The organism is Pseudomonas siliginis (assembly GCF_024072275.1).
Classification (GTDB): domain Bacteria; phylum Pseudomonadota; class Gammaproteobacteria; order Pseudomonadales; family Pseudomonadaceae; genus Aquipseudomonas; species Aquipseudomonas siliginis.
On sequence record NZ_CP099598.1, the window covers coordinates 4,902,521 to 4,922,538 of the forward strand.

Sequence of the window (20,018 nt, forward strand, 5' to 3'; positions counted from 1 at the left end):
TGGATATGGCCCCTGTAGCAGCTGCCGAAGGCTGCGATCTTTTGATTTGCTTATGAAAAGACAAGATCAAAAGATCGCAGCCTCGTTGCACTCGTCAGCTCCTGCAAGAGAACAACGCGGCCCGGTCAGTGCATTTCGGTGAACGCGATTTTCACGCCGAGAGCGATCAGCACCGCGCCCATAGTGCGGTCGAACCAGTGGCCCATGCGCGCGAAGCCCGCGCGCACGCGGTGTTGGCTGAACAGCATCGCCACCAGACAGAACCAGATCGCCGTCGCCACCGCCAGGTAAACGCCGTAACCGGCCTGCACGGCCAGCGGCGTGTGCGGATTGATCACCACGGTGAACAGCGAGAGGAAAAACAGCGTGGCTTTCGGGTTCAGGCCGTTGGTGACGAAGCCCGAGGTAAACGCGCCCCGCGCGGTGCGTACGCCGGTTTCCCGGTGCAAATCATCGGTGACGGTTTTCGCCGGTTGCGCGCGCAAGGCCTTGAAGCCGATGTAAAGCAGATACGCGGCGGCGGCCCACTTCAGCGCGTTGAACAGCACGATCGATTGCGACACGATCAGACCGATGCCGAGCAACGAATAGCCGACATGCAGGAAAATCGCCGAGCCCACGCCCAGCGCGGTCCAGGTGCCGGCGCGGCGACCATGGGTCACGCTCTCGCGCACGACCACGGCAAAATCCGGGCCGGGGCTGGCCACGGCGAGCAGATGGATCAGGGCAACGGTCAAGAACTCGGTCCAGTACATGGGGGCTCCTCAGGATTCGAATGTTCACACTGGGCTCATTGCCGAATGCTTTCCCTGTGGGAGCGAGCCTGCTCGCGAAAGCGCTGGGTAAGCCAACAGAGATGTTGACTGGGCCAGAGCTTTCGCGAGCAGGCTCGCTCTCACAAGAGTTCAAGGCATCTCGGTGTCGAGTAACCAATTGTTTCATCTGGTAGGCTCGGCAGGGTACGCCCTCCGCTCACAGCACAAAAGGTACAGTTGATGACGAACACGCGCCGCGCGGTATTCCTTGATCACCCTTCGCTGGATCTCGGCGATCTGGACCTCGGTCCGTTGCGCGAATGCTTCAGCGACTTGCAGCTGTTCGCCCAGACTTTGCCGGAACAGGTCAGCGAACGCCTGCAAGGCGCCGGAGTGGCGATCACCAACAAAGTTGTGATCGACGCTGCTGCCATGGCCGCCAACCCGCAACTGAAACTGATCCTGATCAGCGCCACCGGCACCAACAATGTCGACCTCACTGCCGCCCGCGCCCACGGCATCACCGTGTGCAATTGCCAGGCTTACGGCACGCCGTCGGTGGCGCAACACACGATCATGCTGCTGCTCAACCTCGCCACGCGCCTGGCCGACTATCAGAAAGCTGTGAGCGCAGGCCGCTGGCAACAGGCGAAACAGTTCTGCCTGCTCGACTACCCGATCGTCGAACTGCAAGGCAAAACCCTCGGCCTGCTCGGGCATGGCGAGCTCGGTGGCGCCGTGGCGCGATTGGCCGAAGCGTTCGGCATGCGTGTGTTGCTCGGGCAGATTCCCGGGCGCCCGGCTCGGCCGGATCGCTTGCCGCTGGAAGAACTGCTGCCGCAGATCGACGCCCTGACCCTGCACTGCCCGCTCAACGAGCACACCCGGCATTTCATCGGTGCCCGCGAACTGGCCTCGATGAAGCCTGGCGCATTTGTGGTCAATACCGCCCGGGGCGGCCTGATCGATGAGCAGGCGCTGGCCGACGCTTTGCGCAGCGGTCACCTCGGCGGTGCGGCCACCGACGTGTTGAGTGTCGAGCCACCGACCCAGGACAATCCGCTGCTCGCCGCCGATATCCCGCGCCTGATCGTCACCCCGCACAACGCCTGGGGCAGCCGCGAGGCACGCCAGCGTATCGTCGGGCAACTGAGCGAAAACGCCCAGGCGTTCTTCAGCGGTGAGGCGCTGCGGGTCGTCAGTTGATAAACTGCGGCACTTTTTTTCAAGGAGCAGTTATGGATCCGCGCAGTGAAGTACTGCTTCGTCAGGCCGAGTTATTCCAGGGTTCGCTGCTGTTGGCCGGCCTGCCCGCCGACGATCTGCTCGGGCGTCTGCCCAACGCATTCGGCTGGTGCTGGCACGCTGGCGATCAAGCCGCACTGGACGCGCGTTTCGAGGGCCGCAGTCAGTTCGGCGTGAACGTGCCCGAGCGTGAGTTCGACAGCGCTGTGGTGTTTCTGCCCAAATCCAAGGACCTGACCGATTACATCCTCAACGCCGTGGCGTCGCGTCTGGCCGGGCGTGAGGTGTTTCTGGTCGGGGAAAAACGCAGCGGCATCGAAGGCGCATCCAAACAGCTCAATCCGTTCGGCAAGCCACGCAAACTCGACAGCGCCCGGCACTGCCAGCTCTGGCAAGTCACCGTGGCCAATGCGCCTGAAGCGAAATCCCTGGAAAGTCTTGCGCAGACCTACGAACTGCCCCTGGCCGAAGGGCCGTTGAAAGTCATCAGTTTGCCGGGCGTGTTCAGCCACGGTCGACTGGATCGCGGCAGCGCCCTGCTGCTGGAGCATCTGGACAAACTGCCGAGCGGCCATCTGCTCGACTTCGGTTGCGGCGCCGGCGTGCTCGGGGCTGCGGTGAAACGTCGCTATCCGCACAATCAGGTGACGTTGCTGGATGTCGACGCGTTCGCCGCCGCCAGCAGCCGTCTGACCCTGGCCGCCAACGGCCTGGAGGCGGAAGTGCTGACCGGCGACGGCATCGATGCCGCGCCGATGGGTTTGAGCGCGATTCTGAGCAATCCGCCGTTCCATGTCGGCGTGCACACCGATTATTTCGCTACGGAGAACCTGCTGCGAAAAGCGGCCAAACATCTGAAAAACGGTGGCGAACTGCGCCTTGTGGCGAACAGCTTTCTCAAGTATCAGCCGTTGATCGAGGAGCACCTGGGCGTGTGTGCGATCAAGGCTGAAGGCAACGGTTTCCGGATTTACCGGGCCAAGCGCGGTTGAAAATTTGTTCTTGCCCAATCGGATTTGCCTAGGCAGAATCCGCTCCGTCCTAGGGGAGTAGTCTCCCACGAGCGCCAAGCTCGTCCGGCATACGTCAACATACTTGATCCTCAGATCATGGCGTATGCGACCCAAGCGTCCGCACCAGACGGATCGCAGGGTTTGACAAGACCTATGACACGCACACCTTACCCGGGGCGGGAAGGCTGTACGTGTCATAGCCGTGTCGACCCGCCCCTTAGGAAATCCCTGATGCTGGACTCGCTACTCGTTCCCACCGCTATCGTTGCCTTGGCCGAAATCGGCGACAAGACGCAACTGCTCGCGCTGATTCTCGCCGCTCGCTTTCGCAAACCCTGGCCGATCATTGCCGGGATTGTCGCCGCGACTTTGGCCAACCACGCAGCAGCCGGTGCGGTAGGTGCCTGGGTCGGCAGTTTCTTCTCCGACGCCGTTCTGCACTGGATCCTCGCCGCCAGCTTCGCCGCCACGGCACTGTGGACACTGGTCCCGGACAAAATGGATGACGACGAGGCCAGCACGGCGCGCAAGTTCGGGCCGTTCCTGACCACACTGATCGCATTCTTCCTGGCGGAAATCGGCGACAAGACCCAGATCGCCACGGTGATGCTCGCCGCGCAATATCCGGAACTTTGGCTGGTGATCATCGGCACCACCGTGGGCATGCTGATTGCCAACGTGCCGGTGGTACTGGCGGGTAACTTTGCCGCAGAGAAACTGCCGCTGACCCTGATCCGCCGCCTCGCGGCTTCGGCGTTCATGATTCTGGCGATTGTTGCGGTTTATAAAGCGATGCAGAGCAGCGGCTGGGTTTAACCCCGTCTACTGAACTACCCAAAACCTGTGGTGAGGGGATTTGAAGGATCGTTCCCACGCTCTGCGTGGGAATGCCTCAAGGGACGCTCCGCGTTCCAATGGGACGCAGAGCGTCCCGGGCTGCATTCCCACGCAGAGCGTGGGAACGATCATTGGCTCAGGACTTCGGGGCTTTTTCGTACAACGGCATCACCTTCGGAATCGCTGCCTGCAACGCAGCAATGCGGCTGCTCGATGCCGGGTGAGTACTCATGAATTCCGGTGGCGCGCCTTCGGAAGCCTTGCTCATCTTGTCCCACAGGGTGATCGCCGCGTTCGGGTTGTAACCGGCGCGGGCGGCCAGTTCCAGGCCGATCAGGTCGGCTTCGTTTTCGTTGGCGCGACTGTTGGGCAAGGTCATGCCGTAGTTGGCCACGGTGTCGGCCAGCGCCAGGCTGTCCTGACCCAGACCGAACAAAGCGCCGGCGCCCTGCTTGGCCATTTCCATGCCATAGGCTTTGGACATCGCCTCACGGCCGTGCTCGCGCAGGGCGTGGGCGATTTCATGGCCCATGACCGCAGCGATTTCATCGTCGGTGAGTTTCAGGCTGTCGATCAGTCCGGTGTAGAAAATGATCTTGCCGCCGGGCCCGCAGTTGGCGTTGAGCTCATCGCTCTTGATCAGATTGACTTCCCATTGCCACTGCGCCGCGTCCGGGCGGAAGGTTGGCGCCTGGGCGATCAAGCGGTTGGCGATGGTCTGCACGCGTTTGGCTTCCGGGCTGGTCTTGTCCAGCACACCTTTGCTCGACGCCTCGCCGACAGTTTTCTGATACGACTGCGCGTACATCTGGTCGACCTCTTGCGAGGACAGCATGCTGAACATGTACTGCTTGCGCTCCACGCCCACGGCGCCGCCGCTGGTGGTGTTGACCGACTGACAACCGGCCAGCAACAGCGCTGCGCTCAAAGCACTTACCACTAATGTCTTGTTCATTCAAAAGCTCCCTGAAAACCTGAGGCGTATCCTAGGCGGCTAATTGTATTGGCGCCAGATACAACGGACGCATTGCGCGTACATTCAGCTATGGCCGCAAGACTGGCTGGAAATTCCTCGACGCGCATTGAATCCGCCGTGCACCGATCCATCAGCGACATCGCGCGGCGATTCCGACCAACGTCTCTCATGGCCCCGCACACCCCGCCGATAAATCCCTCGCAGATTGTCCTCTTGCGTGCGGAGCTCCCATGAAGTTCAAGTCGATCCAGTTTTCCGTCGCCGCTCTGGCCGGCGCCATCGTCCTCAGCGTGGTCGCGGCGCTGGTGCTGTACGCGCTGTTCTCCGGCGCCCGCACTCAAGAAATGGTGCAACAGCGCACCCAGGCGCAGTTCGAGCAAGTCATCGAACAGCGCCTGACCTCGCTGGCGCAGACCCAGGTCAGCCAGATCCAGCGCGAACTCGAAGCGCCGCTGCTGATTGCCGGCGGCCTGGTGCGCGTCAACGCCCTGCTCGGTACAACCGGCGCCGACGGCCAGCCGCGCCTGAGCGTCAGCCGCGAACAACTGATCAGCCTGATCAAGGAAAACGTCGAAAAGAACCCGAAGATTCTCGGCACCTACATCGGCTGGGAAAAAAACGCACTGGACCACAATGACGCGGCCTACATCGGCAGCGCCGTGGTCGGTATCGATCCAGCCACCGGGCGCTTTTTGCCGTGGTGGTTCCGCAATACCGACGGCAGTCTGGGCGTGGACAAACTGGCCGATGTCGACGATCAGAAAACCTTGTCCACCGGGGTGCGCGCCAGCGAGTACTACCTGTGCTCGAAAGAGACGAAGAAAGCCTGCGTGATCGACCCGGCACCGTACAAGGTCGGCGACAAGATCGTCATGCTCGCCTCGTTCATTGAACCGATCATGGGCAACGGGGCGTTTCAGGGCATCGTCGGCGCCGACCTCTCGGTGAACTTCATTCAGGACATGCTCCTCGCCGCCAACCAGAAACTCTACAGCGGTGCCGGCGAAATGGCCCTGGTCGGCGGCAACGGGCGGATCGTTGCCTACACCAAGGACTCGAGCAAATTCGGTGAAAAAGTCAGCGACATCCTCGACGCCGAACAGGCCAGCAATCTCGCCAATCTCAAGCGCGACGAGGTCACCTATTCGGTGAATCAGGCCAAGGGCCGCATCGAGCTGTACCTGCCGTTCGGCATCGGCCAGACCGACGCACGCTGGACGCTGATGCTGCAATTGCCGCTCAACGCCGTCATGGCCGATCTGCAAACCCTGCAGGCCGACCTTGATGCCCAGCGCAAGTCCGACACCTTCGGCATGGCCATGGTCGGCCTGATCATCGCCGGCATCGGCCTGCTGGTGATCTGGCTGGTGGGTCACGGCATCGCGCGGCCACTCAAGCAAATGGTCGCCATGCTTGATGACATCGCTCAGGGCGAAGGCGATCTGACCCGGCGCTTGAGCAGCGACCGCAGCGATGAACTGGGCTCGATTGCCAAAGGCTTCAACACCTTCCTCGGCAAGTTGCAGGCGATGATCACCCAGGTGGTGACCTCGGTGCAGAGCGTCAGCGATTCCTCGGAACACACCGCCGACATCGCCATCCGCACCAACATCGGCGTGCAGAAACAAATGGCCGAAATCGATCAAGTGGCGACAGCGGTGCAGGAAATGACCGCCACCGCCCAGGATGTGGCGCGCAACGCCACCCAGGCCGCACAAGCGGCAAGCCACGCCGATCAGGCCGCCAGCCAGGGCATGCAGATCGTGCGCGACACCTCGAATTCGATTGGCGTACTGGCGGTGGAAATCGGCAAGGCTGTCGAGGTGGTGCAGACGCTGGCCAAGGACAGCGAAAACATCAACGCCATTCTCACTGCCATTCGCGGCATCGCTGAACAGACCAATCTGCTGGCACTGAACGCGGCGATCGAAGCCGCGCGCGCCGGCGAGCAGGGTCGCGGTTTTGCCGTGGTCGCCGACGAGGTGCGCAATCTGGCGCAGAAAACCCAGAAGGCCACCGAAGAAATCCAGAGCATGATCCAGCAGTTGCAACAGGGCACCCGCGATGTGGTGCGCGTCATGGAAGACAGCCAGAACCGCACCGACGAAAGCGTGCAACACGCGGCGAAAGCGGCCGAAGCGCTGGAAACGATCACCCAGGCCGTGTCGGTGATCAACGACATGAACACGCAGATCGCCAGTGCGGCAGAAGAGCAAAGCGCAGTGGCCGACGACATCAACCGCAATGTGATCAACATAGGTCAGGTGGCGAATGAAGTGGCCGGCGGTGCGGATGAATCGAGTTCGGCGAGCGCCGGGTTGACCAAACTGGCGGAACAGCAGCGGCGGTTGATCAATCAATTCAAGGTCTGAAAGATCAAGAGCCCCTCACCCTAGCCCTCTCCCGGAGGGAGAGGGGACCGACCGCGATGTCTTGCGCTATACATCGACCTGAAAAAAACAGTCGATTATGGATTCACAACAGATCGTTCAGGTCGGTGTACCTCTGAAGCATCCCCCATTCGGCTCCCTCTCTCTCTCTGGGAGAGGGCTGGGGTGAGGGGCTTTTGATCCACGCAAATCAAGCCGGGGTCAAACACTCCGGCCCATTCAACTTCGGATCATTCACCAGATTCGCCAACACCCGCTCACGCAGCGCCGCCGGTTCACTGGCGAGCAAACCCTGCAACACATGAAGCGGCGTTTCGGGATCAAGCCAGGCAGCCTGCCCCGCTTCATCGAGAATCAACGGTCGCCGCTGACTCGCCGCCGATTGAGTGATTACCGCCGTGCTCAGCCAGACCTGTTCCTGCACCGGATACGCTTCCCAGATCGCGGCGAAAAACAACGACGAGCCCTCCCCCGGCGTCAACCAGTACGGCCGCTTGCGCTGAGTGCCGCGCCATTCGTAGAAACCGTTGGCCGGCAGCAGGCAACGCCGCAGACGCAGCGCCTCACGAAACATCGGCTGCTCGGCCACGGTTTCGGCGCGAGCATGGGCCGGGGTCTTCGACAGATCGGTCAGCCACGGCGGTGTCAGGCCCCAGCGCGCACGGGCCAACGTGCGCTGGCCGTCTTCGTCGGCACGCAGCATCAACACCGAATCATTGGGGGAAATGTTCCACTGCGCCTGTTGATCGGCGGGAAAACCTGGCAGGGCCGCAAAGTCGCGGTTCCAGCGAAACAGGGCATAACGTCCACACATGGGGCAACATAACTCTGAATAAAACCAGCGCCAGCCTAACAGACCAGCGTCCCGGGGAAGCTCTCCGGTTCGTCGCCGTGTAGCGGCAGCGCGGCATTGTACAAGTTGATCAGCTCGCGGGCGTATTCGGCCTGATCGTTATCCACCGACAGCCCGAGCAGGCCGAAGATCGGCAGTTCACCCGTACCGCCCACCAGATCACAGCCGATCAGGTGCGCCTCGATTCCTTCGTTGGCGAGCATGCCCTTGAGCATCTCGCCTTCCATCAGGTTCGCCGGTTCGTAGATGCGCTGCATACGCGGCCCTCACTCGTTTTCGCTGAAGACTTCCAGATGCCACTCGTCCTCATGGACTTGCAGGACAAAGGTGATCGGACGACAGCACACCTGGCAATCCTCGATATACGTTTGATCGCCGCCGGACAAATCCAGCGTGGTCTCGACTTCCTCACCGCAATACGGACATTCATACCGTGCATCTTCCAGCATCGCGGTCTCCCAAGTGACTTGTGCGTATAATCGCCGGTCTATTTGCAGGGCTATTTTTGTCTGGCTACTTTTCAGACCGTGCCCTGCGGGTTTTCGATCAAACCCTTTACTTACCCTAGCCGTTTCCAACAAGAGAGCATGATGGGCGAATTCGATGCCATCCGACCTTACGACGACAGCGAAGTACCTGCGGTACTGGCAAGGCTGCTCGGCGACAAGGCGTTTCTAGATATCCTCACCCACTTCCGCTTCCCGCGTTTTGCCGGTGCCTTCGGCTGGATGCTCAAACCTCTTATAGCCCATCGGCTGCGTCGTGAGTTTGCCGACGTGAATTCCGTGGCTACCTTACAGGACAAAGTCGAGTTCTACGTCGACCACACCATTGAGCGCGCCACCGACGGCGTGACGTATACCGGTGTCGAGCAGTTCAAGTCCGGCAGCGCCTACCTGTTCATCGCCAACCACCGGGATATCGTCATGGACCCGGCCTTCGTCAATTACGCCGTGTACCACGCCGGCCTGCCGACGCCGCGCATCGCGATTGGCGACAACCTGCTGCAGAAGCCTTTTGTCAGTGACCTGATGCGCTTGAACAAGAGCTTCATCGTCCACCGTTCGATCACCGGCCGTCGCGAGAAAATGGCGGCGTATCAATTGCTGTCGGCGTACATCAATCACTCGATCCGCAACGATTGCGCCTCGATCTGGATTGCTCAGGCTGAAGGTCGGGCGAAGGACGGCGACGACCGCACCGAGTCGGCGATCCTCAAGATGTTCCACATGAGCCGCAAGGACGAGCCGTTCGGCGAAGTGATCCGCTCGCTCAACGTGACGCCGGTGTCGATCAGCTATGAGTACGACCCCTGCGACCAGGCCAAGGCCCGCGAACTCTACATCCGCGCCACCACCGGCACCTACGCCAAGGCGCCGGGCGAGGATGACGTGAGCATTGCCAAGGGCATCACCGGCTACAAGGGCCGGGTCCACGTGAACTTTGCCGCGCCGATCACTGAGGTGTTCGAGGACACCAAGCAATTGGCGATCGAGATGGACAAGCAAATTCTCGGCGGCTACCGGCTGTTCCCGGTGCATTACCTGGCGTACGCGCAGTGGGCGGATGCCGATCCGCAACTGAATGTGCCGACGGCGGCCGAGGTGTTCCCGGCTGACGAACTGGCCAAGGCGCAGGATGAGTGGCAAAGCCGTCTGGACGCCTGCCCCGCTGAGCATCGTCCGTACCTGGTGCTGCAATATGCGACGCCGGTGCGCAATCAGTATCGGGTCAAGGCTGGGTTGCCGCTGTAGGCAACGGCTGTGGCGAGGGGATTTATCCCCGTTGGAGTGCGCAGCGCTCCCAAGTTTTTACCTGAGAAAAACGGGGCCTGCTACGCAGTCCAGCGGGGATAAATCCCCTCGCCACAGGGTTTGCTTTTGCTTTCAGAAGCGCGTGCTGATCCACGAGACGATCAGGGCCAGGCCCAGGCAAGCAAATCCGAAGCGATAGAAAAACCGGTTCATGCGCAACGTCGCCCAATCGAGCATCGGCTCGGCATTGGGCTGCGCCTGGCGCTGGGCGGCGAGACTGGCCTGGGCGCGTTGCTCACGGCGGCGGGTCGCGTGCAGCAGCCAGCTGCCCGGAAAGGCCAGCAGCAAGGCCAGCAGGTTGATCAACTTGGCGGGATGGGCGGTAAACAGCGTCATCAAGTGCAGCGACATCACAGACCTCGAACTTAACCGGTGTGGCAGACGCCAGACCGACGACCGCGGCGCGGATTCTACCCAAACCCTGACGCCCTGCCCCAGCCTTTGCGACAAATAACCTGACAATCGACCGATGGCTGCCCTGTGTCATGGCATCGTCACGTGGATGCTTCACCCTGCGCGCCTCGAAACCCGAATGGAATGCGACATGCTGCACGCGGAAAACCAGGATCGCCTGTACCTCATCACTCCTTACGACGACCAGCAAAGCCTGATCGGCAGCCTTGCCTTCAACGTGCAGGATCGGCACTGGCTGGTGTATTGCGCGCTGGGCGGGCATCAGCATGCGGACTTGCCCGAGACGGATTTGCTGACCGGAGTGAGCGTGCTCGATTTTTATTCTCAGGCTGCCTGAACGTCAAAAGACCCTCACCCTAGCCCTCTCCCAGAGGGAGAGGGGACTGACCGAGGTGTTTGCGGTAGATACGCCGACATGAGATACCGCGCCGAATTCAGGTTTTGAAGCACACGCGATCGGCTCCCTCTCCCTCGGGAGAGGGCTGGGGTGAGGGGAATCGATTTCCCATACGACACAAATCTCAGATCCACAAAAAAGCCCGGAACCATCACTGGCCCCGGGCTTTTTCACATCTACGGAAAACTTACTCAGCCAGAACCTGACCCACGGTCGGGTCCTTGAACAGACGCGTCAGTGCGTCACTCAATACATCGCTGACCAGTTTGGTATTGGTCTCCTGATTCGGCGCCATGCCGAAGCGCTGGTCCAGCGACGCACCGTAACGGCCGCTGTAACGGCGGTTGGCGTTCTGCACGTCGGAGCGGAAGGTCGCGCCGATGGTCGCTTCGGTCACGTACATGCCTTCTTTCGGCGACTGGTATTTCAGCTCGGCCAGGGTCACGGTCAGTTGCGGCGCGTTGGGTGCGTTAGTGGTCGGGGTGAAGCCGAGCAGACGCACGGCGGCTTCGGCCTGGGCCTGCAGCTTGGGCAGGATCTGCTCGCGCTGCACGGTGATGGCGCTGGTTTCCGGGTACAGACCGCCACGGGTGCCGAGGGTTGGCGACGGACGACCGTCGACCACACGCACGATGACAGGCTGGCCGCGACCGACCGCTGGCAGTTGCGTGGTCAGCTTCGGCTCCGGATTCAGTTGTTGCGGGCTGTGGGCGCAGCCGGCGAGGGTCAAACCGGCGACAGTGATCAAACCGAACAACAGGCGTTGCAACATGCTCTTCTCTCCAGAATCAGGCACAAACAGGCCGGCAGTATAGCGGTGGGCCACTGCACGTAACCAGCGTCGCACAGTGAATACTGCAATGTCAGACAAACCCCGCCGAAAGCGGTTCCTGTCACACATTCTTCACCGTCCATACACCCTGGCGTCATGGCTTGCCGACAAGCTTCAAAGCAGTCCTCCTTCAAGGAACTCTGCCATGCGTTATCTGATCTCGCTGTTCGCCCCACGCCCGCTGCATCGCAGCTTTGCCCTGCTCGACCGCAACGGTCATTGCCAGGCCTTCAAGCAGTGCAGCCTGCAACCGATGGGCGACGACTGGGTGGAAATCGAAGAAATCCGCCTGACCTGGCTGAACCAGCCGCTGCCCGCCAGCGCCCGGGTCGTACCGCGACAAATGCGCGCACGGGGTCAGGTGCAGTTGAGCATCTGACCGGATGCCTAATAAAAGTCATTAAACACGAGCAACTGCGCGCATTTCTTCGCTACAATCTCCCCCCGATTATAAGGACGTCTCCTGATCGGGCCCCGCAACAGCGTCAATGCGCATGCATCGACATCAAAATCGCCCACAGAGAGCCGCCCACACAGATCGAGTGAAGTTGGCGCGCTTGCCTGTTCTTCCGGCAAAAACCCGCTTTTCGCGAATCTGCAGAGCTGTCATTCGCTCGGCCACCGCGTTGTTTTGCCCTAGCGGGCAGGTGCCAGGCCAAGGCAGCCCTTTTTGAGGTTCACGTCTTCAAAAGAGCGTGAAAAAAACGGGTTTTCACAACTTCACAAGAGTGTGGCGAGCAAATGAATAGTTTTGCGTCTGAACATGCACCATTAGCGTCTGAAACAGCCCAACGACACAGGACCGGGTATACCTCGAACATCGGAGCCTGAAGCCTGTCCGCTACGGATTTGGTTGCACGAAAACGGATGACTCGACCATAAGTCGAATTGCCAGCCCTGCGCGAAAATGCGTTCATGGAACGCTTGAAACCAGGCCGCACGCATCCGTCGAAGTTGCGAAAAATTGCGAAGATTCGGACATGGCCCACCTGACCACGGATAGCCCGGGCCCACTGACCTGCCCTGGAACGCCTGGCAGCCATGCCGACAATTTGGTGCTGCAGATTTGGGAGACGCGTTAAATGGCGCATAACGAAGCAGTCGACGTAGTTCTGGTAGGGGCCGGCATCATGAGTGCCACCCTCGCCGTACTGCTCAAAGAGCTAGACCCCGCGATCAAGCTGGAAGTCGTCGAGCTGATGGATTCCGGCGCCGCCGAGAGTTCCAATCCGTGGAACAACGCCGGTACCGGTCACGCCGGCCTGTGCGAGCTGAACTACACCCCGCAGGCTGCCGATGGCAGCGTCGACATCAAGAAAGCCGTGCACATCAACACCCAGTTCGAGGTGTCGAAGCAGTTCTGGTCGTACCTGACCAAGAAGGGCACGTTCGGCTCGTGCAAATCCTTCATCAGCCCGGTACCGCACCTGAGTTTCGTTCAGGGCGAGAGCGGTGTGTCGTTCCTCAAGGAACGCTTCAATGTCCTGAGCAAGCACCACGCGTTTGCCGACATGGAATACACCGAAGACAAGGGCAAGATGGCCGAGTGGATGCCGCTGATGATGCCGGGGCGCTCGCCCGACGAAGTCCTCGCCGCCACCCGTGTGATGAACGGCACCGACGTCAACTTCGGCGCCCTGACCAATCAGTTGCTCAAGCACCTGAGCAGTGCCCCGGACACCCAGGTCAAATACTGCAAGCGCGTGACCGGCCTCAAGCGTAACGGCGCCGGCTGGACCGTCAGCATCAAGGACGTCAACAACGGCAACACCCGCGAAGTCGACGCAAAGTTTGTCTTCCTCGGTGCCGGTGGCGCGGCCCTGCCGTTGCTGCAGGCTTCGGGCATCGAAGAAAGCAAAGGCTTCGGCGGCTTCCCGATCAGTGGCCAGTGGCTGCGTTGCGATAACCCGGAAGTGGTCAAGCACCACCAGGCCAAGGTCTACAGCCAGGCGGCCGTGGGTTCGCCACCGATGTCGGTGCCGCACCTCGACACTCGCGTCGTCGACGGCAAGAAATCCCTGCTGTTCGGGCCATACGCCGGTTTCACCACCAAGTTCCTCAAGCATGGCTCCTTCATGGACCTGCCGATGTCGGTGCGCGCCGGCAACATCGGGCCGATGCTGGCGGTGGCGAAAAACAACATGGACCTGACCAAGTACCTGGTCAGCGAAGTGATGCAATCGATGGAACAGCGCCTGGAATCGCTGCGGCGTTTCTACCCGCAGGCGAAAGCCGAAGACTGGCGCCTGGAAGTGGCCGGGCAACGGGTGCAGATCATCAAGAAGGACCCGAAAAAGGGCGGCATCCTGCAGTTCGGTACCGAACTGGTCGCGGCGAAGGACGGCTCCCTCGCCGCCCTGCTCGGCGCTTCGCCAGGCGCGTCGGTGACCGTTTCGATCATGCTCGAACTGATCGAGAAGTGCTTCCCGGCCAAGGCGTCAGGCGAGTGGGCAAGCAAACTCGCGGAAATCTTCCCGGCCCGTGAAAAGGTTCTGGAAACCGATGCTGCGCTGTATCGCAAGATCAACACGCAGAACAACATCGCCCTGGAACTGGTTGAAGAAAGCAGCGAGACGCCAAGCTTCGCTTGATCTTGCGGCATGAAAAAACGCCCCGATCGGGGCGTTTTTTCATGGCCTTGAAAAGCAAAAGATCGCAGCCTTCGGCAGCTCCTACACGGGATTGATTTACACCCTGTAGGAGCTGCCGCAGGCTGCGATCTTTTGATCTCAGGAGCGGGACTTTTCGATCAGCTCGATGTAGTCCGGGGCGTTGCGCTGATCGGCGATCAGGTCAACAAAGGTCTTGCCCTGCTCATCCTTGCCATCAACGTCATAACCCGCCGCAACGAAGAAGCCCAGAAAGCGCTCGAAATCATCGATGCGCAAACCGCGATAGGCCTTGATCAGTTTGTGCAGCGACGGCGAAGTGGCGTCGACCGGCTCAAAATCGAGGAACAGCTTGATCTGCTCATCGCCGATCTCGTCACCAATCACTTGTTTCTTATCTTTACGCATTGCCGACTCCAGCTCGCAGACATGACACGGGGCGGGCAGTTTACCCTTGCCCGGCCGCCCGGCTCAACGCGGACGAATCGCCCCGGTATGAAGATCGGCCCAGATATGGCCATTGGCATAACTGAGGAACTGCACATACACCGTGTCGTTGCGCAGCAGATCCATCACCACGCGGTATTGAGCGAGCGGATAGAACAGCGTCAGGGTTTTGCTTTTATCGTCATATGCCGGTTTCTTCAGGCTTTTGCTTTCGCCGTCGAAACTCACCAGCACCTGGTTGATGTTCGCGCCTTTGTTCAGAGACTTGCCCTTGAGGCGGATCAACAAGGATGAGGTGACCGGAATCGGCTGCTGATTGGACTGGCGCTGCGCACCGACCACCACCGAATACTCGCTGACTTGCAGCAGTTGCTGCTGCTCGGGTTCAGCGTCGCGCAGGGTCAGATCGTCCGGCGGCAGGAACTGGCTGTGCATCGGCGCGGCGGACAGCGGCAGGCTGAGGGACAGCAACAGGGCGGCGAGACTGCGGATCAAGAGGCGCATGACAGGCTCCGGGGGGCGGGGCCGAGCACTCTAGCATGGCTGTCGCGCAAGGATCAGCACACACAAAAACAACTGTGGGAGCGAGCCTGCTCGCGAAAGCGGTGTGTCAGTTTTCAATGATGCTGACTGACACGACGCCTTCGCGAGCAGGCTCGCTCCCACAGGGGGCAATGCAGGTTCTTACATGCCTTTAACGGCGTAAATCCCGTTGGCGTTGCGCCAGTAGCCTTTGTAGTCCATGCCATAACCGAAGATGTAGCGGTCGATGCACGGCAGGCCGACGAAATCGGCTTTCAGGTCAGGACGTGCCTTGCGGTCGTGGTCCTTGTCGATCAGCACGGCGGTGTGCACTTTGCGTGCGCCGGCGTGTTTGCAGAAGTCGATGATCGCGCCCAGGGTATGACCTTCATCGAGGATGTCGTCGATGATCAGCACGTCGCGGTCGATGAACGAGACTTCCGGCTTGGCTTTCCAGAACAGGTCGCCGCCGCTGGTTTCGTTGCGATAACGGGTCGCGTGCAGGTAGGACGCTTCCAGCGGGAATTGCAGATGCGTCAGCAGTTTGCCGGAGAAGATCAGGCCGCCGTTCATCACGCAGAACACCACCGGATTGCTGTCAGCCAGTTGTTCGTTGATTTGTGCACCGACGCGAGCGATGGCCGCCTCGACTTCAGACTCGGTGTACAGGCAGTCAGCCTCTCGCATGATTTGACGGATATGCTCGAGATCAGCGGACATGGCGCTCTCCAGGGGTTGGCGGAATTGGAAAAGCGGGCAAAGGTACGCATCCCGCGAGGTCGAATCAAGCTCTTATGGACTAACGTACAGAATGTCCTATAGGACATCACCCTCGGATAGATTAATCTAGGCCGGTTTTTTTGCCCGCCGCCGGAGCCTTTCCCATGCCCATCCTCGAGATCCGCCATCCGCTGATCCGTCATAAACTCGGCCTGATGCGCCGCGCTGACATCAGCACCAAGAATTTCCGCGAGCTCGCTCAGGAAGTCGGCGCCCTGTTGACCTATGAAGCTACAAAAGATCTGCCGCTCGAATCCTACGACATTGCCGGTTGGTGCGGCACCGTGTCGGTGGAGAAAATCGCCGGCAAGAAGATCACCGTCGTGCCGATCCTGCGTGCCGGTATCGGCATGCTCGAAGGCGTGCTCAGCCTGATCCCGGGGGCCAAGGTCTCCGCTGTGGGCGTTGCCCGCAACGAAGAGACCCTGCAAGCGCACACCTATCTGGAAAAACTGGTACCGGAAATCGACGAACGCCTGGCGATGATCATCGACCCGATGCTCGCCACCGGCAGCTCCATGGTTGCCACCATCGACCTGCTGAAAAAGGCCGGTTGCCGCGACATCCGTGCCATGGTCCTGGTGGCCGCGCCGGAAGGCATTGCTGCCGTCGAACAGGCGCACCCGGACGTGACCATCTACACCGCGTCCATCGATGAACGTTTGAACGAGCACGGCTACATCATTCCTGGGCTTGGCGATGCTGGTGACAAGATCTTCGGCACCAAGCAGAAGGACGCGTAACCATGCAGCAAGAGTTCAACGATCCGCTCTGGCGCACGGTGCTGTCCGGCGCGCAGATGCTGTTCGTGGCCTTCGGCGCCTTGGTGCTGATGCCGCTGATCACCGGCCTGGACCCCAACGTGGCACTGTTTACCGCGGGTCTGGGGACGATCCTGTTCCAGATCGTCACCGGGCGTCAGGTGCCGGTGTTCCTCGCGTCGAGCTTCGCCTTCATCACGCCGATCATCCTCGCCAAGGGCCAGTTCGGCCTCGCCGCGACCATGGGCGGGGTGATGGCGGCCGGTTTCGTCTACACCTTCCTCGGCCTGGCTGTGAAGATCAAAGGCACCGGCTTCATTGACCGTTTGCTGCCGCCGGTAGTGATCGGTCCGGTGATCATCTCCATCGGCCTGGCCATGGCGCCGATTGCCGCGAACATGGCGATGGGCAAGGCCGGCGACGGCAGCGAGCTGATCCACTATCAGACGGCGATGATGATTTCCATGCCGGCGCTGCTGACCACGCTGATCGTGGCGGTGTTCGGCAAAGGCATCTTCCGTCTGGTGCCGATCATTTCCGGCGTGCTGGTGGGTTTTGCCATGTCGTTCTATTTCGGCGTGGTCGACACGGCGAAAATTGCTGCAGCGCCATGGTTCGCTCTGCCGCACTTCACCGCGCCCGAGTTCAATTGGCAGGCGATTCTGTTCATTGTTCCGGTAGCGCTGGCCCCGGCGATCGAACACATCGGCGGCGTGATTGCCGTGGGTAGCGTGACCGGTCGCGACTATCTGAAGAAGCCGGGCCTGCATCGCACCCTGCTCGGTGACGGCATCGCCACCACGGCCGCCGGCCTGTTCGGTGGCCCGCCCAACACCACTTACGCCGAAGTGACCGGCGCGGTGATGCTGACCAAAAACTACAACCCGAAAATCATGACCTGGGCGGCGATCTTCGCCATCACCCTGGCGTTCATCGGCAAGTTCGGCGCGCTGCTGCAGAGCATTCCGGTGCCGGTGATGGGGGGGATTCTGTGCTTGCTGTTCGGTTCGATCGCAGCGGTGGGCATGAACACCCTGATCCGTCACAAGATCGACCTGGGCGAAGCGCGCAACCTGGTGATTGTTTCGGTGACGCTGGTGTTCGGTATCGGCGGCGTGCTGGTCGGCACCGGCACCGGTCCTGATGACTTCGGCCTCAAAGGCATCGCGCTGTGCGCGGTGGTGGCGATTGCGCTGAACCTGATCCTGCCGGGCAATGATGGCTGGAAGCAGAAGAAGGCGGATGAGCCGCTGATCTAAGGCTTTCGGATCTTCATCGCCTGACAGATAGCATTCGCGAGCAGGCTCGCTCCCACAGGTCTGGAATGCATTTCAACCTGTGGGAGCGAGCCTGCTCGCGAAGTTTTTAAAGGGCCAGCGGCGCTCGTTCGCAGAGGGTCGCCAGCGCCTTGGCCCATTGCGGGTCGTCGTTCAGGCACGGCACCAGCACCAACTCCTCGCCCCCCGCTTCGCGGAACTGTTCCTTGCCGCGATCGCCGATCTCTTCCAGCGTCTCGATGCAATCGGCGACGAACGCCGGGCACATCACCAGAATCTTTTTCACCCCGCTTTTGGCCAGTTCATCCAGCCGCGCTTCCGTGTACGGCTCGATCCATTTCGCCCGGCCCAGGCGCGACTGAAACGACACCGACCATTTGCCGTCCGCCAGCCCCATGCTTTTGGCGAAGGCGGCGGCGGTACGGAAACACTGCGCGCGATAACAGGTTGCCAATACCGCCGGCGAGGCGGTCTGGCAGCAATCGGCGCCTTTGAGACAGTGATTGCCCGTCGGATCGAGTTTGCTCAGATGGCGCTCAGGCAAACCGTGAAAGCTCAGCAGCAGATGATCGTAATCCTGCTGCAGATGCGGACGCGCGCTGGCGGCCAGTGCCTCGATGTATTCCGGCTGATCGTAGAACGGTTGCAGGATCGACAACTGCACGTCGAGTTTCTTCTCGCGCAGCACGCGGCGGGCTTCTTCGATCACCGTGGTCGTGGTGCTGTCGGCGAACTGTGGGTACAGCGGCGCCAAAGTGATCTTCTTATGTCCCGCTTTGACCAGACGCAGCAGACAGGTTTCGATCGACGGCTCGCCATAACGCATCGCCAGATCTACCGGGCCGTGTTTCCACGTGCGGGTCATCTGCTCTTGCAAACGGCGGCTGAGCACCACCAGCGGCGAGCCCTCTTCCCACCAGATCGAGGCATAGGCGTGTGCCGATTGCTCGGGACGCTTGATCAGGATCAGCGACACCAGCAGCCGCCGCAGCGGCCATGGCAGGTCGATCACGTAGGGGTCCATCAGAAATTGATTGAGATAGCTGCGCACATCCGCCACCGAGGTGGAGGCCGGAGAGCCCAGGTTGACCAGAAGCAAAGCGTGATCGGTCATGCAACGTCCTATTTCAGAGGCGGCTGGAGAGATCATCCAGAGCCGCGCGTAAATCCGTAAAGCGGAAGCTGAACCCCGCTTCCACCAGGCGTGCCGGCGTCGCGCGCTGGCCGCCGAGCAATAACAGTGACAGCTCGCCGAGCATGACTTTCAGCGCCAGGGTCGGCATCGGCATGAACGCCGGGCGGTGCAACACACTGCCCAGGGTCTTGGCAAATTCGCGGTTGCGCACAGGTTTCGGCGCGCAGGCATTATAAGGACCGCTGGCCTGATTCCGGTGCAGAAGAAAATCAATCAGGGCGATTTGATCGTCGATGTGAATCCACGGCATCCACTGCCGACCATTGCCCAAAGGCCCGCCCAGCCCGAGCTTGAACGGCAGCAACAGCCGCGACAAAAAGCCGCCCTCAGCCGACAGCACCAGACCGGTTCGCACCAGTACCACGCGGATGCCGAGGTTTTCGGCGCGCAGGGCGGTTTCTTCCCAGGCGATGCACAACTGACTGGCGAAGTCGTCGATGCCCGGCGGTGATTCTTCAGTCAACTCGCGTTCGCCACCGTCGCCGTACCAGCCGATCGCCGAGCCGGAAATCAGCAGCGACGGTTTCTGCGCGCGAGTTTCCAGCCACGCCAGCAGCGTTTCCGTCAGCGTGATGCGGCTGCTCCACAGCAACGCCTTGCGACGATGGGTCCAGGGGCGGTCTGCAATCGGCGCGCCGGCGAGATTGACGATCGCATCCAGCGGCTCTTCGCCGAGGTCCTCCAGACGGGCAATCCCGCGCACTTGCGCGCCGCAGATCTGCGCGACTTTTTCCGCGCGGCGACTCCACACCGTCAGCCGATGGCCCTGCTCCAGCCAGTGCCGGCAGAGCTGACGTCCGATCAAACCAGTACCGCCGGTCAGCAATATGTGCATGACATCTTCCTCGCGTGGCGTTTAACCCGGATCACTAGTCTATTTTTATAGGCAGGGATCTTTTCG

The 20,018-nt window shown here is 60.8% G+C and carries 22 protein-coding genes, 1 pseudogene and 1 riboswitch; of the genes and pseudogenes, 11 read left to right on the forward strand and 12 right to left on the reverse strand.

The genetic code is table 11. The features are described from left to right. Nucleotides 1–125 precede the first annotated feature (125 nt). Entirely contained in the window at nt 126–755 is a 630-nt protein-coding gene (locus NF676_RS22445; RefSeq protein WP_056790244.1) for a LysE family translocator, read from the reverse strand. Nucleotides 756–995: 240 nt separating this feature from the next. Between NF676_RS22445 and NF676_RS22450 the strand changes: the two genes are divergently transcribed. The 3 genes from NF676_RS22450 to NF676_RS22460 all read left to right on the forward strand — a co-directional run bounded on the left by NF676_RS22450 (nt 996) and on the right by NF676_RS22460 (nt 3,829). Next, nucleotides 996–1,961 (forward strand): 2-hydroxyacid dehydrogenase, encoded by a 966-nt coding sequence (locus NF676_RS22450; RefSeq protein ID WP_252886789.1) that lies wholly within the window; start codon nt 996–998, stop codon nt 1,959–1,961. Between the two features lie 32 nt (nt 1,962–1,993). Beyond that, nucleotides 1,994–2,992: a methyltransferase gene (locus tag NF676_RS22455; protein WP_056790248.1), complete on the forward strand. Its 999-nt coding sequence runs from the start codon at nt 1,994–1,996 to the stop codon at nt 2,990–2,992. A gap of 39 nt (nt 2,993–3,031) precedes the next feature. Then, nucleotides 3,032–3,156: riboswitch (yybP-ykoY riboswitch) on the forward strand. 88 nt (nt 3,157–3,244) lie between these two features. Continuing rightward, complete coding sequence (locus tag NF676_RS22460) at nt 3,245–3,829, forward strand: TMEM165/GDT1 family protein (RefSeq protein WP_041479980.1); 585 nt, start codon at nt 3,245–3,247, stop codon at nt 3,827–3,829. Nucleotides 3,830–3,986: 157 nt separating this feature from the next. On the opposite strand, the gene NF676_RS22465 is transcribed toward NF676_RS22460, so the two are convergent. Beyond that, nucleotides 3,987–4,805, reverse strand: a complete 819-nt coding sequence (locus tag NF676_RS22465; protein ID WP_016773242.1) for a M48 family metallopeptidase — start codon at nt 4,803–4,805, stop codon at nt 3,987–3,989. Nucleotides 4,806–6,235: 1,430 nt separating this feature from the next. On the opposite strand from NF676_RS22465, the pseudogene NF676_RS27870 reads away from it, so the two are divergent. Both NF676_RS27870 and NF676_RS27875 read left to right on the forward strand, forming a co-directional pair. Further along, nucleotides 6,236–6,295, forward strand: a pseudogene (locus tag NF676_RS27870) (hypothetical protein); the annotation flags it as partial. A 198-nt stretch (nt 6,296–6,493) separates the two neighbouring features. After that, a complete protein-coding gene (locus NF676_RS27875; RefSeq protein WP_370695149.1) occupies nt 6,494–7,198 on the forward strand; it encodes a methyl-accepting chemotaxis protein in 705 nt (234 codons plus the stop codon). A 208-nt stretch (nt 7,199–7,406) separates the two neighbouring features. Here NF676_RS27875 and NF676_RS22475 read toward each other — a convergent pair whose 3' ends face one another. Genes NF676_RS22475 through NF676_RS22485 form a run of 3 tightly spaced genes read right to left on the reverse strand, consistent with a single transcriptional unit; the run spans nt 7,407 to nt 8,518 of the window. Then, a complete protein-coding gene (locus NF676_RS22475) occupies nt 7,407–8,030 on the reverse strand; it encodes an SOS response-associated peptidase (RefSeq protein ID WP_039761324.1) in 624 nt (207 codons plus the stop codon). Nucleotides 8,031–8,065: 35 nt separating this feature from the next. Continuing rightward, entirely contained in the window at nt 8,066–8,326 is a 261-nt protein-coding gene (locus NF676_RS22480) for a putative signal transducing protein (RefSeq protein ID WP_041479982.1), read from the reverse strand. A 9-nt stretch (nt 8,327–8,335) separates the two neighbouring features. Beyond that, entirely contained in the window at nt 8,336–8,518 is a 183-nt protein-coding gene (locus NF676_RS22485) for a CPXCG motif-containing cysteine-rich protein (protein WP_041479983.1), read from the reverse strand. A gap of 138 nt (nt 8,519–8,656) precedes the next feature. On the opposite strand from NF676_RS22485, the gene NF676_RS22490 reads away from it, so the two are divergent. Continuing rightward, entirely contained in the window at nt 8,657–9,823 is a 1,167-nt protein-coding gene (locus tag NF676_RS22490) for a 1-acyl-sn-glycerol-3-phosphate acyltransferase (RefSeq protein WP_041479984.1), read from the forward strand. 132 nt (nt 9,824–9,955) lie between these two features. Here the strand turns inward: NF676_RS22490 and NF676_RS22495 are convergent, their stop codons facing one another. Then, the gene (locus tag NF676_RS22495; protein ID WP_016770663.1) at nt 9,956–10,234 is read right to left on the reverse strand and encodes a hypothetical protein; all 279 of its coding nucleotides are present in this window, start codon (nt 10,232–10,234) and stop codon (nt 9,956–9,958) included. Nucleotides 10,235–10,427: 193 nt separating this feature from the next. On the opposite strand from NF676_RS22495, the gene NF676_RS22500 reads away from it, so the two are divergent. Then, nucleotides 10,428–10,634: a hypothetical protein gene (locus tag NF676_RS22500; RefSeq protein ID WP_095181665.1), complete on the forward strand. Its 207-nt coding sequence runs from the start codon at nt 10,428–10,430 to the stop codon at nt 10,632–10,634. Between the two features lie 247 nt (nt 10,635–10,881). Here the strand turns inward: NF676_RS22500 and NF676_RS22505 are convergent, their stop codons facing one another. After that, complete coding sequence (locus NF676_RS22505) at nt 10,882–11,466, reverse strand: YajG family lipoprotein (RefSeq protein ID WP_024014276.1); 585 nt, start codon at nt 11,464–11,466, stop codon at nt 10,882–10,884. A 205-nt stretch (nt 11,467–11,671) separates the two neighbouring features. Between NF676_RS22505 and NF676_RS22510 the strand changes: the two genes are divergently transcribed. Further along, nucleotides 11,672–11,905, forward strand: a complete 234-nt coding sequence (locus NF676_RS22510) for a hypothetical protein (RefSeq protein ID WP_252886790.1) — start codon at nt 11,672–11,674, stop codon at nt 11,903–11,905. A gap of 703 nt (nt 11,906–12,608) precedes the next feature. Beyond that, nucleotides 12,609–14,117 (forward strand): malate dehydrogenase (quinone), encoded by a 1,509-nt coding sequence (gene mqo, locus NF676_RS22515; protein ID WP_024014277.1) that lies wholly within the window; start codon nt 12,609–12,611, stop codon nt 14,115–14,117. Nucleotides 14,118–14,255: 138 nt separating this feature from the next. On the opposite strand, the gene NF676_RS22520 is transcribed toward mqo, so the two are convergent. The 3 genes from NF676_RS22520 to NF676_RS22535 form a co-directional block, all read right to left on the reverse strand. After that, nucleotides 14,256–14,543, reverse strand: coding sequence for a PA4642 family protein (locus tag NF676_RS22520; RefSeq protein ID WP_041479985.1), 288 nt, complete (start codon nt 14,541–14,543; stop codon nt 14,256–14,258). Nucleotides 14,544–14,606: 63 nt separating this feature from the next. Next, nucleotides 14,607–15,086, reverse strand: a complete 480-nt coding sequence (locus NF676_RS22525) for a hypothetical protein (protein WP_056790257.1) — start codon at nt 15,084–15,086, stop codon at nt 14,607–14,609. Nucleotides 15,087–15,266: 180 nt separating this feature from the next. Further along, entirely contained in the window at nt 15,267–15,824 is a 558-nt protein-coding gene (locus NF676_RS22535) for a hypoxanthine-guanine phosphoribosyltransferase (RefSeq protein ID WP_016773231.1), read from the reverse strand. 164 nt (nt 15,825–15,988) lie between these two features. On the opposite strand from NF676_RS22535, the gene upp reads away from it, so the two are divergent. Together upp and NF676_RS22545 are read left to right on the forward strand one after the other, a co-directional pair. Beyond that, nucleotides 15,989–16,627 carry a uracil phosphoribosyltransferase gene (gene upp, locus NF676_RS22540; RefSeq protein ID WP_024014279.1) on the forward strand — a complete coding sequence of 213 codons (639 nt, stop codon included), beginning with the start codon at nt 15,989–15,991 and terminating at the stop codon, nt 16,625–16,627. A gap of 2 nt (nt 16,628–16,629) precedes the next feature. Then, nucleotides 16,630–17,904, forward strand: a complete 1,275-nt coding sequence (locus NF676_RS22545) for a uracil-xanthine permease family protein (RefSeq protein ID WP_071173568.1) — start codon at nt 16,630–16,632, stop codon at nt 17,902–17,904. 106 nt (nt 17,905–18,010) lie between these two features. On the opposite strand, the gene hemH is transcribed toward NF676_RS22545, so the two are convergent. Both hemH and NF676_RS22555 read right to left on the reverse strand, forming a co-directional pair. Next, nucleotides 18,011–19,036 (reverse strand): ferrochelatase, encoded by a 1,026-nt coding sequence (hemH, locus tag NF676_RS22550; RefSeq protein WP_122507857.1) that lies wholly within the window; start codon nt 19,034–19,036, stop codon nt 18,011–18,013. A gap of 13 nt (nt 19,037–19,049) precedes the next feature. Next, the gene (locus tag NF676_RS22555; protein WP_236168901.1) at nt 19,050–19,952 is read right to left on the reverse strand and encodes a TIGR01777 family oxidoreductase; all 903 of its coding nucleotides are present in this window, start codon (nt 19,950–19,952) and stop codon (nt 19,050–19,052) included. Nucleotides 19,953–20,018 lie beyond the last annotated feature (66 nt).

What these genes read in the sequence shown, in the direction of transcription:
- NF676_RS22445 (WP_056790244.1), bottom strand. Translation starts at nt 755, where the DNA reads ATGTACTGGACCGAGTTCTTGACCGTTGCCCTGATCCATCTGCTCGCC.
- NF676_RS22450 (WP_252886789.1), top strand. Translation starts at nt 996, where the DNA reads ATGACGAACACGCGCCGCGCGGTATTCCTTGATCACCCTTCGCTGGAT.
- NF676_RS22455 (WP_056790248.1), top strand. Translation starts at nt 1,994, where the DNA reads ATGGATCCGCGCAGTGAAGTACTGCTTCGTCAGGCCGAGTTATTCCAG.
- NF676_RS22460 (WP_041479980.1), top strand. Translation starts at nt 3,245, where the DNA reads ATGCTGGACTCGCTACTCGTTCCCACCGCTATCGTTGCCTTGGCCGAA.
- NF676_RS22465 (WP_016773242.1), bottom strand. Translation starts at nt 4,805, where the DNA reads ATGAACAAGACATTAGTGGTAAGTGCTTTGAGCGCAGCGCTGTTGCTG.
- NF676_RS27875 (WP_370695149.1), top strand. Translation starts at nt 6,494, where the DNA reads ATGACCGCCACCGCCCAGGATGTGGCGCGCAACGCCACCCAGGCCGCA.
- NF676_RS22475 (WP_039761324.1), bottom strand. Translation starts at nt 8,030, where the DNA reads ATGTGTGGACGTTATGCCCTGTTTCGCTGGAACCGCGACTTTGCGGCC.
- NF676_RS22480 (WP_041479982.1), bottom strand. Translation starts at nt 8,326, where the DNA reads ATGCAGCGCATCTACGAACCGGCGAACCTGATGGAAGGCGAGATGCTC.
- NF676_RS22485 (WP_041479983.1), bottom strand. Translation starts at nt 8,518, where the DNA reads ATGCTGGAAGATGCACGGTATGAATGTCCGTATTGCGGTGAGGAAGTC.
- NF676_RS22490 (WP_041479984.1), top strand. Translation starts at nt 8,657, where the DNA reads ATGATGGGCGAATTCGATGCCATCCGACCTTACGACGACAGCGAAGTA.
- NF676_RS22495 (WP_016770663.1), bottom strand. Translation starts at nt 10,234, where the DNA reads ATGTCGCTGCACTTGATGACGCTGTTTACCGCCCATCCCGCCAAGTTG.
- NF676_RS22500 (WP_095181665.1), top strand. Translation starts at nt 10,428, where the DNA reads ATGCTGCACGCGGAAAACCAGGATCGCCTGTACCTCATCACTCCTTAC.
- NF676_RS22505 (WP_024014276.1), bottom strand. Translation starts at nt 11,466, where the DNA reads ATGTTGCAACGCCTGTTGTTCGGTTTGATCACTGTCGCCGGTTTGACC.
- NF676_RS22510 (WP_252886790.1), top strand. Translation starts at nt 11,672, where the DNA reads ATGCGTTATCTGATCTCGCTGTTCGCCCCACGCCCGCTGCATCGCAGC.
- mqo (WP_024014277.1), top strand. Translation starts at nt 12,609, where the DNA reads ATGGCGCATAACGAAGCAGTCGACGTAGTTCTGGTAGGGGCCGGCATC.
- NF676_RS22520 (WP_041479985.1), bottom strand. Translation starts at nt 14,543, where the DNA reads ATGCGTAAAGATAAGAAACAAGTGATTGGTGACGAGATCGGCGATGAG.
- NF676_RS22525 (WP_056790257.1), bottom strand. Translation starts at nt 15,086, where the DNA reads ATGCGCCTCTTGATCCGCAGTCTCGCCGCCCTGTTGCTGTCCCTCAGC.
- NF676_RS22535 (WP_016773231.1), bottom strand. Translation starts at nt 15,824, where the DNA reads ATGTCCGCTGATCTCGAGCATATCCGTCAAATCATGCGAGAGGCTGAC.
- upp (WP_024014279.1), top strand. Translation starts at nt 15,989, where the DNA reads ATGCCCATCCTCGAGATCCGCCATCCGCTGATCCGTCATAAACTCGGC.
- NF676_RS22545 (WP_071173568.1), top strand. Translation starts at nt 16,630, where the DNA reads ATGCAGCAAGAGTTCAACGATCCGCTCTGGCGCACGGTGCTGTCCGGC.
- hemH (WP_122507857.1), bottom strand. Translation starts at nt 19,036, where the DNA reads ATGACCGATCACGCTTTGCTTCTGGTCAACCTGGGCTCTCCGGCCTCC.
- NF676_RS22555 (WP_236168901.1), bottom strand. Translation starts at nt 19,952, where the DNA reads ATGCACATATTGCTGACCGGCGGTACTGGTTTGATCGGACGTCAGCTC.